Source organism: Streptomyces sp. NPDC024555 (genome assembly GCF_055559335.1).
The window spans coordinates 61,539-71,533 of sequence record NZ_JBVHKV010000022.1 but is presented as its reverse complement, the minus strand read 5'-3'; the positions used below and the strand labels follow the sequence as shown (position 1 = coordinate 71,533).

General features: G+C 75.6%; 1 protein-coding gene. It reads left to right on the top strand.

All coding sequences use genetic code 11. The annotated features are described in order from the left end of the window. Nucleotides 1-73 precede the first annotated feature (73 nt). Nucleotides 74-9,994 carry a type I polyketide synthase gene (locus tag ACZ4FH_RS30725; RefSeq protein WP_467309088.1) on the top strand — a complete coding sequence of 3,307 codons (9,921 nt, stop codon included), beginning with the start codon at nucleotides 74-76 and terminating at the stop codon, nucleotides 9,992-9,994. The last annotated feature ends 1 nt before the right edge of the window (nucleotide 9,995 follow it).

Below are 9,995 nucleotides of genomic sequence, written 5' to 3'. Positions count from 1 at the left end.
GCGGCGGACCGGAGGAGGAGAACGTGCATCAGGCCGGCTGGTCCGGACGAGGGGGAGACCGATGAGCAGTCCCATGAACGAGGAACGGCTGCGCGACTACCTGAAGCGGGCCACCGCCGACCTGCAGCGCACCCGCCGCAGGCTCGCGGAGTACGAGGCGAAGGACACCGAGCCCGTCGCCATCGTCGGCATGAGCTGCCGGCTGCCCGGCGGGGTCACCTCGCCCGACGAGCTGTGGCAGCTGGTCGCCGACGGCACCGACGCCGTCTCCGAGTTCCCCACGGACCGGGGCTGGGACCTCGCCGCGCTCTACGACCCCGACCCCGACCGGCCCGGCACCTGCTACTCCACCCAGGGCGGCTTCCTCCACGAGGCCGCCGAGTTCGACGCCGAACTCTTCGGGATGAGCCCCCGCGAGGCCCTGGCCACCGACCCGCAGCAGCGGCTCCTCCTCGAAGCGTCCTGGGAGGCCCTGGAACGCGGCGGGATCAACCCCGCCTCGCTGCGCGGCAGCCGCACCGGCGTCTACGTCGGTGTCATGTACAACGACTACGGGGGGCGGGTGCGGCAGCCCCCGCGCGGCCTGGAGGGCTACATCGGCAACGGCAGCTCCCCGAGCATCGCCTCCGGCCGCATCGCCTACACCCTCGGCCTCGAAGGGCCCGCGGTCACCCTCGACACCGCGTGCTCCTCCTCGCTGGTCGCCCTGCACCTGGCCTGCCAGTCCCTGCGGTCCGGCGAAGCCGACCTGGCCCTGGCCGGCGGCGTCACCGTCATGTCCACCCCGGTCACCTTCGTCCAGTTCAGCCGGCACCGGGGCCTGGCCCCCGACGGGCGCTGCAAGTCCTTCGACGACGGCGCCGACGGAACGGGCTGGTCCGAGGGGGTCGGGCTGCTCACCCTGGAACGCCTGTCCGACGCCCGGCGCAACGGCCACCCCGTCCTCGCCGTGATCCGCGGCTCCGCCATCAACCAGGACGGCGCCTCCAGCGGCCTCACCGCCCCCAACGGCCCCTCCCAGCAGCGCGTCATCCGCCAGGCCCTGGCCAGTGCCGGACTCACCCCCGCCGACGTGGACGCCGTCGAGGCGCACGGCACCGGCACCAAGCTCGGCGACCCCATCGAGGCCCAGGCCCTCATCGCCACGTACGGCAAGGACCGCCCCGAGGACCGGCCGCTGTGGCTCGGCTCCCTGAAGTCCAACATCGGGCACGCCCAGGCCGCCGCCGGAGTCGCCGGGGTCATCAAGATGGTCCAGGCGATCCGGCACGGCAGCCTGCCCCGGACCCTCCACGTCAACGAGCCCTCCCGGCACGTCGACTGGTCCGCCGGACGGGTCCGGCTCCTCACCGAGACCCGGCCGTGGACCGCGACGGACCGCCCCCGCCGGGCCGGCGTCTCCGCGTTCGGCGTCAGCGGCACCAACGCCCATCTGATCGTCGAACAGGCCCCGCAGGAGGAACCGGCCCCGCAGGACGCGGACGCGCCCGCCCCCCCGCGCACCCTGCCCGTGATCCCCTGGGTGGTCTCCGCGAAGACCGCCGAAGGCCTCGCCGCCCAGGCCCGCGCCCTGCTCCCCGGCGTCACCGGCCACCACCCCCGGGACGTCGGCCACGCCCTCGCCGTCACCCGCGCCGCGCTGGAACGGCGCGCCGTCGCCGTCGGCACCGGCGCACAGGACCTGACCGCCGCCCTCACCGCGCTCGCCGACGGCGACACCACCGCACCCGGGGCCGTGACCGGGCAGCTCCTCGACGGCCCCGTGGCCTTCATGTTCAGCGGCCAGGGCTCCCAGCGGGCCGGCACGGGCCGCGAACTGTACGCCGCGTACCCGGTGTTCGCCCGTGCGCTGGACGAGATCTGCGCCCACTTCGACACGGGGACGGGCACCCCGCTGAAGACCGTCATGTTCGAGGACACCGGGCTCCTCGACCGCACCGAATACACCCAGCCCGCGCTGTTCGCCCTCGAAGTGGCCCTGTTCCGGCTGCTGGAGTCCTGGGGCGTGCGGCCCGACCACCTCATCGGCCACTCCATCGGCGAACTCGCCGCCGCCCACGCCGCCGACGCGCTGTCCCTGGCCGACGCCTGCCGGCTGGTCGCCGCCCGCGCCCGGCTCATGCAGGCACTGCCCGGCGGCGGCGCCATGCTCGCCGTACGCGCCACCGAGGCCGAGGTCACCGGACTGCTCGGGCCCCGGGTGTCCATCGCCGCGATCAACGCCGCCGATTCCGTGGTCCTCTCCGGCGACGAGGACGAGGTGGAGCGCGTCGCCGCCGAACTCACCGGCCGCGACACCCGACGCCTCACCGTCAGCCACGCCTTCCACTCCGCGCACATGGACGGAATGCTGGAGGAGTTCCGTGCCGTGGCCCGGACCGTGGAGCACCGCAGGCCCACCGTCCCGGTCGTCTCCAACCTGACCGGGCAGCCTGTCGAGGAGTTCACCGCCGACCACTGGGTGCGCCACGTCCGCGACGCCGTCCGCTTCGCCGACGGCATCGACCGGCTGCACGCCCTCGGCACCCGCCGGTTCGTCGAACTCGGCCCCGCCGGCCCGCTGTGCGCGGCCGTCGCCGACGACCGGACCGCGCAGGCCCTCGTACGCCCCCTGCTGCGCAAGGACCGGCCCGAGGCCGAGACCCTGACCGAGACCGTGGCCCGGCTCTGGGCCAGCGGCGTCCCCGTCGACTGGGCCGCCTTCTACGAGGGCACCGGCACCCACCGGCCCACCCTGCCGACCTTCGCCTTCCAGCACCGGCGGTTCTGGCTCGACGCCCCCTACCCGCAGCGCGACACCTCGGCCGGCCACCCCGTCCTCGGGGCCGGAACGGAACGCGCCGACGCCGACGGCCACGTCTTCACCGGCGAACTCTCCGTCGCCACCCACCCCTGGCTCGCCGACCACCGCGTCGCCGACCGCATCCTGGTCCCCGGCACCGCCTTCCTCGAACTCGCCCTGCGCGCCGGCACCGACATCGGCTGCCCCCGCGTCGACGAACTCGTGCTCGCCGAACCCCTCGTGCTGGAACCCGCCGACCGGATCACCGTGCAACTGGCCGTCGGCGCCGCCGACCCGTCCGGCCGGCGCACCGTCACCGGCTACGCCCGGCCCGAGACCGACCTCCCCGACCAGCCGTGGACCCGCCACTTCACCGGCAGCCTCACCCCGGACGCGGACCCGGCCCCCTTCCCGGACCCCGCCGACTGGCCGCCCGCCGGCGCGACCCCCCTGGACACCACCCACCTCTACGACGAACTGGCCGAAGCCGGACTGGCGTACGGGCCGCTGCTGCGCGGACTGCGCGCCGCCTGGCGGCTCGGCGACACCGTCCACGCCGAGGTCGAACTCCCCGAGTCCGCGCACATCGAGGCCGAGCGCTTCGGACTGCACCCGGCGCTCCTGGACGCCGCCCTGCACGCCTCCGCGCTCGCCGGGGACACCTCCGACGCCGCGATCCCCTTCACCTGGACCGGCGTCGCCCTGCACACCCCCGGCACCACCGCACTGCGCGTCACCCTCGACCGGTCCGGGCCGCGCTCCCTGACCCTGACCGCCACCGACACCGCCGGAACCCCGGTCGTCTCCGTCGAATCGCTGCTCGTCCGCCCCCTGCCCGGCGACCGGCTGCGCGCGCTGCCACGCCACCGCGACGCCCTGTTCCGCGTCGAATGGCCCGAGGTCCCCGCCGGCCCCGCCCCCGCCTCCGTCCCCGAGGTCATGGACCTGCCGGGCGGGCCCGCGCTCCCCGACGACCCGCACGCCGCCCTGCGCGAGGCCCTGCACCGCACCCTCGCCCTCCTCCAGGACCAGCTGTCCCGGCCGGAGAACCCCGACGGCACCCCGCTCGTCCTGCGCACCCGCGCCGCCGCCCGGCTGCCCGGCGAGAGCGGCGACATCGACCCCGTCGCCGCCGCCGTCCAGGCCCTGGTGCGCAGCGCCCAGTCGGAGAACCCCGACCGGTTCGTCCTCGTCGACACCGTCGACACCGCCGACTCCGCAGACATCCCGGTGACGGCCCTCCCGTACGACGAACCGTCGCTGCTGTGGCGCGAGGGCCGCTGGTACGCGCCCCGCCTCGCCCGCCCCGAACCCCGCACCGAGGAGACCGCCCCGGCCTTCGCGCCCGGGGGCACGGTCCTGGTCACCGGAGCCACCGGCCTCCTCGGCCGCGCCCTGTGCCGGCACCTGGTCGACCACCACGGCGTCCGCCACCTGCTGCTCACCAGCCGGTCCGGGCCCGGCTCGGCGGACGCCGCCGAACTGACCGGGCTGGACGCGGACGTCCGCCTGGTGTCCTGCGACGTCACGGACAAGGACGCCCTCGCGGACCTGCTCGCCACCGTGCCCGCCGCCCACCCGCTCACCGGGGTCATCCACCTGGCCGGTGTCCTGGACGACGGCATCATCCAGTCCCTGACGCCCGATCGCCTCGACTCCGTCCTCGCCCCGAAGGTCGGCGGCGCACTCCACCTGCACGAACTGACCCGCGACCTGCCCCTCACGGCGTTCGTCCTGTTCGCCTCGGCCGCCGGCACCTTCGGCGGCCCCGGCCAGGGCAACTACTCCGCGGCCAACGCCTACCTGGACGCGCTCGCCGAGCACCGGCGGCGCCAGGGGCTCCCCGGCCTCTCGCTGGCCTGGGGCCTGTGGGAGGGCCAGGACGGCATGGTCGGCGGGCTCTCCGACGTCGATCTGCAACGCGCCGCCAGCATCGGCGTCCTCAGCCTCGGCGGCGCCGAAGGACTCGCCCTCTTCGACACGGCACTCGGCCGGCCCGAGAGCAACCTGGTGCCCGCCGCCTTCGACTTCCCCGTCCTGCGCGGCCAGGACGGCAAACAGGCCATGCACGCGCTGCTGCGCGGACTCGTCCGCCACGCCAAGCCCGCCGCCGGCCCCGCCGCCACCCGCCAGATCCGGATGATCGACCTGGTCCGGGCCCGGGTGGCCGCCGTCCTGCGGCACACCTCGGTGAACGCCGTCGACCCCGACAAGTCGTTCTCCGAACTCGGCTTCGACTCCCTGATGGCCGTCGAACTGCGCAACACCCTCAGCGAACAGACCGGCCTGCGCCTGCCCGCCTCCGTCATCTTCGACCAGCCGACCCCGGCCGCGCTCGCCGCCCACCTGGAGTCCCTGACGGCCGGCCCGGCGACCGCACCCGGCACCCCCGCGCCCGCACCGGCCGCCGCCACCACGGACGACGAGCCGATCGCGATCGTGTCCATGGCCTGCCGGCTGCCCGGCGGCGTCGCCACTCCCGAAGCGCTCTGGGACCTCGTGCTGCGCGGCGAGGACGCCGTCGGACCGATGCCCCGGGACCGAGGCTGGGACCTCGAAGCGCTCCTGGACCCGGACGCCGACCGGCCCGGCACCAGCTACGCCTCCGAGGGAGGCTTCCTCACCGGGGCCGACCGCTTCGACCCCGCCCCCTTCGGGATCTCCCCGCGCGAAGCCCTCGCCATGGACCCCCAGCAGCGGCTCCTCCTCGAAACGTCCTGGGAACTCTTCGAACGCGCCGGACTGCCCGTGCGCTCCCTGCGCGGCACCGACACCGGCGTGTTCATCGGCCTGATGTACACCGACTACCCGTCGCTGCTGCACGGCCGCGACCACGACCTCGAAGGCCACCTCGGCACCGGCACCGCCGCCAGCGTCGCCTCCGGCCGGCTCGCGTACACCTACGGCCTGGAGGGCCAGGCCGTCACCGTCGACACCGCCTGCTCCTCCTCGCTCGTCTCCGTCCACATGGCGGTGGCCGCGCTGCGCTCCGGCGAGTGCTCGCTCGCCCTGGCGGGCGGCACCACCGTCATGTCGACGCCGACCGTCTTCCAGGAGTTCAGCCGGCAGCGCGGACTCGCCGCCGACGGCCGCTGCAAGCCGTTCTCCGAAGGCGCCGACGGCACCGGCTGGGGCGAGGGCGTCGGCCTGCTCCTCCTCGAACGGCTCTCCGACGCCCGCCGCAACGGCCACACCGTCCTCGGCCTGGTCCGCGGCTCCGCCGTCAACCAGGACGGCGCCTCCAACGGGCTCACCGCCCCCAACGGGCCCTCCCAGCAGCGCGTCATCCGCCAGGCCCTCGCCGACGCCCGGCTCGACGCCGCCGACATCGACGCCGTCGAGGCGCACGGCACCGGCACCCCGCTCGGCGACCCCATCGAGGCCCAGGCCCTCCTCGCCACCTACGGCCAGGAACGCGGCGACGGCACCCCGCTGCTCGTCGGGGCCCTCAAGGCGAACCTCGGCCACACCCAGGCCGCCGCCGGAGTCGCCGGAATCATCAAGACCGTCCAGGCCATGCGCCACGGCGTCCTGCCCCGGATCGTCCACCTGGACGCGCCCTCGTCCCGCGTCGACTGGGACTCCGGAGCCGTCCGCCTCCTGGACGGCAACGAGGAGTGGCCCGACACCGGACGGCCGCGCCGCGCCGCCGTGTCCTCCTTCGGCATCAGCGGCACCAACGCCCACGTCGTCCTCGAACAGGCACCGGACGAACCGGACACCGCCCCCGCCGAGGACCGCGAACCGCCCGCCGCCGTCGCCTGGACCCTGTCCGCGCCGAGCGAGGCCGCCCTGCGCGCCCAGGCGGAGAGCCTGCTCCCCGCCCTGCGGGACACCGCACCCGCCGACGCCGGACTGACCCTGGCCACCGTCCGCACCCCCTTCGAGCACCGCGCGGTCGTCGTCGGCGCCGACCGGGACGAACTCCTCGGCGGACTGGCCGCACTGGCCGCCGGCGAACCGGGCGCCCACCTCGTCGAGGGCACCGCCCGCCCGGCGAGCCGCCCGGTGTTCGTCTTCCCCGGCCAGGGCTCCCAGTGGGCCGGCATGGCCGCCGAACTGATCGACACCTCCCCGGGGTTCGCCCGCTCCATCGCCCGCTGCGAGGACGCCCTCGCCGAGTTCGTCGACTGGCGCCTCACCGACGTCCTGCGCGGCGCGCCCGGCGCCCCCGGCCTCGACACCGACGACGTGGTCCAGCCCGCGACCTTCGCCGTCACCGTCTCCCTCGCCGAACTGTGGCGCTCCTACGGCGTCGAACCCGCCGCCGTCATCGGCCACTCCCAGGGCGAGATCGCCGCCGCCTGCTTCGCCGGGGCCCTCACCCTGCGCGACGCCGCCCGCGTGGTCTGCCTGCGCGGCCGCGAGGTCACCGCCCTCGCCGGACTCGGCGGACTCCTCTCCGTCGCCGCCCCCCTCGAACGGGTCGGGGAACTGCTCACCCCGTACGAGGGCCGGCTGCACATCGGCGCGGTCAACAGCCCCCGCGCGGTCATCGTCTCCGGCGACGCGGACGCCCTGAAGGAGTTCGCCGCCGACTGCACCGGACACGACCTCCGCACCCGGACCGTCCCCATCAACTACGCCTCGCACTCCCCGCACGCGGACGCCGTCGAGGACCGTCTCGCCGAGGTCCTCGCCCCGGTCACCCCCACGGCCCCCGAGGTGCCGTTCTTCTCCACCGTGACCGCCGACTGGGCCGACGGCCCCGTCTTCGACGCCGGGTACTGGTTCCAGAACCTCCGCCGCCCGGTCCGCTACGCCGACTCCGTGCGGGCCCTCGCCGAGCAGGGCTTCGGGCCGCTGATCGAGGTCAGCGCCCACCCCGTGCTCACCGCCGCCGCCGAGGAGACCCTCGCCGACCGCGACGACACGGTGGCGCTCGGCACCCTGCGCCGCAACGACGGCGGACTCGCCCGCTTCCTGCGCTCCGTCGGCGAGGCCCACATCGCCGGTGTCTCCGTCGACTGGACCCGCGTCTTCGAGGGCACCGGCGCCCGGCGCACCGCCCTGCCCCCGTACACCTTCCAACAGCGCCGCTTCTGGCCCGAGTTCGCCCCGCTCGCCGCGTCCGCCGCCGACCCGGCCGAGGCCGAGTTCTGGCGGGCCGTCGGCCACCAGGACCTCGACGCGCTCACCGCGCACACCGGCCTGGACCGCACCGAACTGGCCCCCGTCCTGCCCGCCCTGTCCCGCTGGCACTCCGGGCGCCGGCTCCGCACCACGCTCGACGACTGGCGCTACCGCACCGCCTGGGAACCGGTGACCGCCCCCGAGGCCCCCCTCACCGGAACCTGGCTGGTCCTGCGCCCCACCGACGGCCCCGACGCCCTGACGGACGCCACCGTCCGGGCCCTGACCGCGGCGGGCGCCGACCTCGCCGACGTCACGGTGGACACCGCCGAGAACGACACCGACCGGCTGGCCCGGCGGATCACCGACGCCCTCGACGGCCGCCACCCGGCGGGCGTCCTCTGCCTCACCGGACTCGACGACAGCCCGCACCCCGGCCACCCCGCCGTGACCGCCGGACTCACCGCCGCCCTCACCGCGGTCCGCGCCCTGAGCGCCCTGGACCTGGACGCCCCGCTCTGGCTGGCGACCTCGGGCGCGCTCGGCACCGGCCCCGGCCGCCCGCCCCGCAACCCGGCCCAGGCCACCGTCTGGGGCACCGGAGCCGTACTCGGCATCGACCTGCCCCGGGACCGCTGGGGCGGACTCGTCGACCTGCCGGACGACCTCGACGCGGACAGCGCCCGCCATCTGTGCGCCGTGCTCGGCGGCACCACCGGCGAGGAACAGCTCGCCGTCGACACCACCGGCGTCCGGGCCCGACGCCTGGTCCACGCCCCCGCCGAGGGCCCGGCCACCCCCTGGCAGCCCCGGGACACCGTGGTGATCACCGGCGGCACCGGGGCGCTCGGCAGCCGGCTGGCCCGCTGGGCCGCCCGGTCCGGGGCCGACCGGATCGTCCTGGTCAGCCGGCGCGGCGAGGCCGCCGACGGCATGCCCGAACTCATGGACGAACTCGTCGACCTGGGCGCCGACGTCGTCGTCGCCGCCTGCGACCTGGCCGACCGGGCCGCCCTCGGCGACCTGTTCGCCAAGATCGGCTCCGACGGCCCGCCCGTCCGCGCGGTCCTGCACACCGCAGGCACCAGCGGACGCGCGCTGACCACGGACGCGCTCACCCCCGCCGACCTCGCCACCGTCCTCGGCCCCAAGGTCACCGGCACCCGCCACCTCGCCGAGCTCACCGAAGACCTGGAACTCGACGCCTTCGTCCTGTTCTCCTCCGGCGCCGGCACCTGGGGCGACTCCGGCCGCATCCCGTACGCGGCGGCCAACGCCCACCTCGACGCCTTCGCCGTCGAACGCCGCGAAGCGGGCCTGCCCTACCTCTCCGTCGCCTGGGGCGCCTGGGACGGCGGCGGCATGGTCGACACGGACACCGCCGCCCATCTGCGCCGGGCCGGAAACCGGCCGATGGACCCCGACACCGCCGTCGCCGCCCTCGCCGACGCCGTCGGCCGCCGGGACCACAACCTGGTCGTCGCCGATCTCGACTGGGAGTCCTTCGCCCCCGCCTACTCCGCCGCCCGCCCCCGCCCGCTCATCCTCGGCGTGCCCGAGGCACGGCAGGCCCTCACCGACTCCGGCCCGTCCGACACCGACGGCGACACCGCGACCGCGCTCGTCCGCGAACTCTCCGCCCTGGACGCCGCCGCACGCCAGCGGCTCCTCCTCGACCGGGTCCAGCGCGAGGCCGCCGTCGCCCTCGGCCACGACTCACCCGCCGAACTCCGCGCCGACCGCTCCTTCCGGGACATCGGCTTCGACTCCCTGACCGTGGTCGCCCTGCGCAACCGGCTCTCCGCGCTCACCGGACTGAAGCTCCCCACCACACTCGTCTTCGACCACCCCACCTTCCCCGACCTCACCCGCTACCTCATGGACCGGCTGTTCGGAGACGGCCAGGAGACGGCGGCACAGAGCCCCGAGGAAGCCGCCACCTGGTCCACGCTCCGCACCATCCCGCTCAGCCGGCTCCGCGAGACCGGCCTCCTGGACGCCCTGCTGGAACTGGCCGCCGCCCCCCAGCAGCCCGCCGCCGCCCCGGAACCGGACACCGGGGAGCGCATCGACGACATGAATCTGGCCGACCTGGTCGAGCTGGCGCTCGGCACGGACACCACCGCACAGGAAAGCTGAC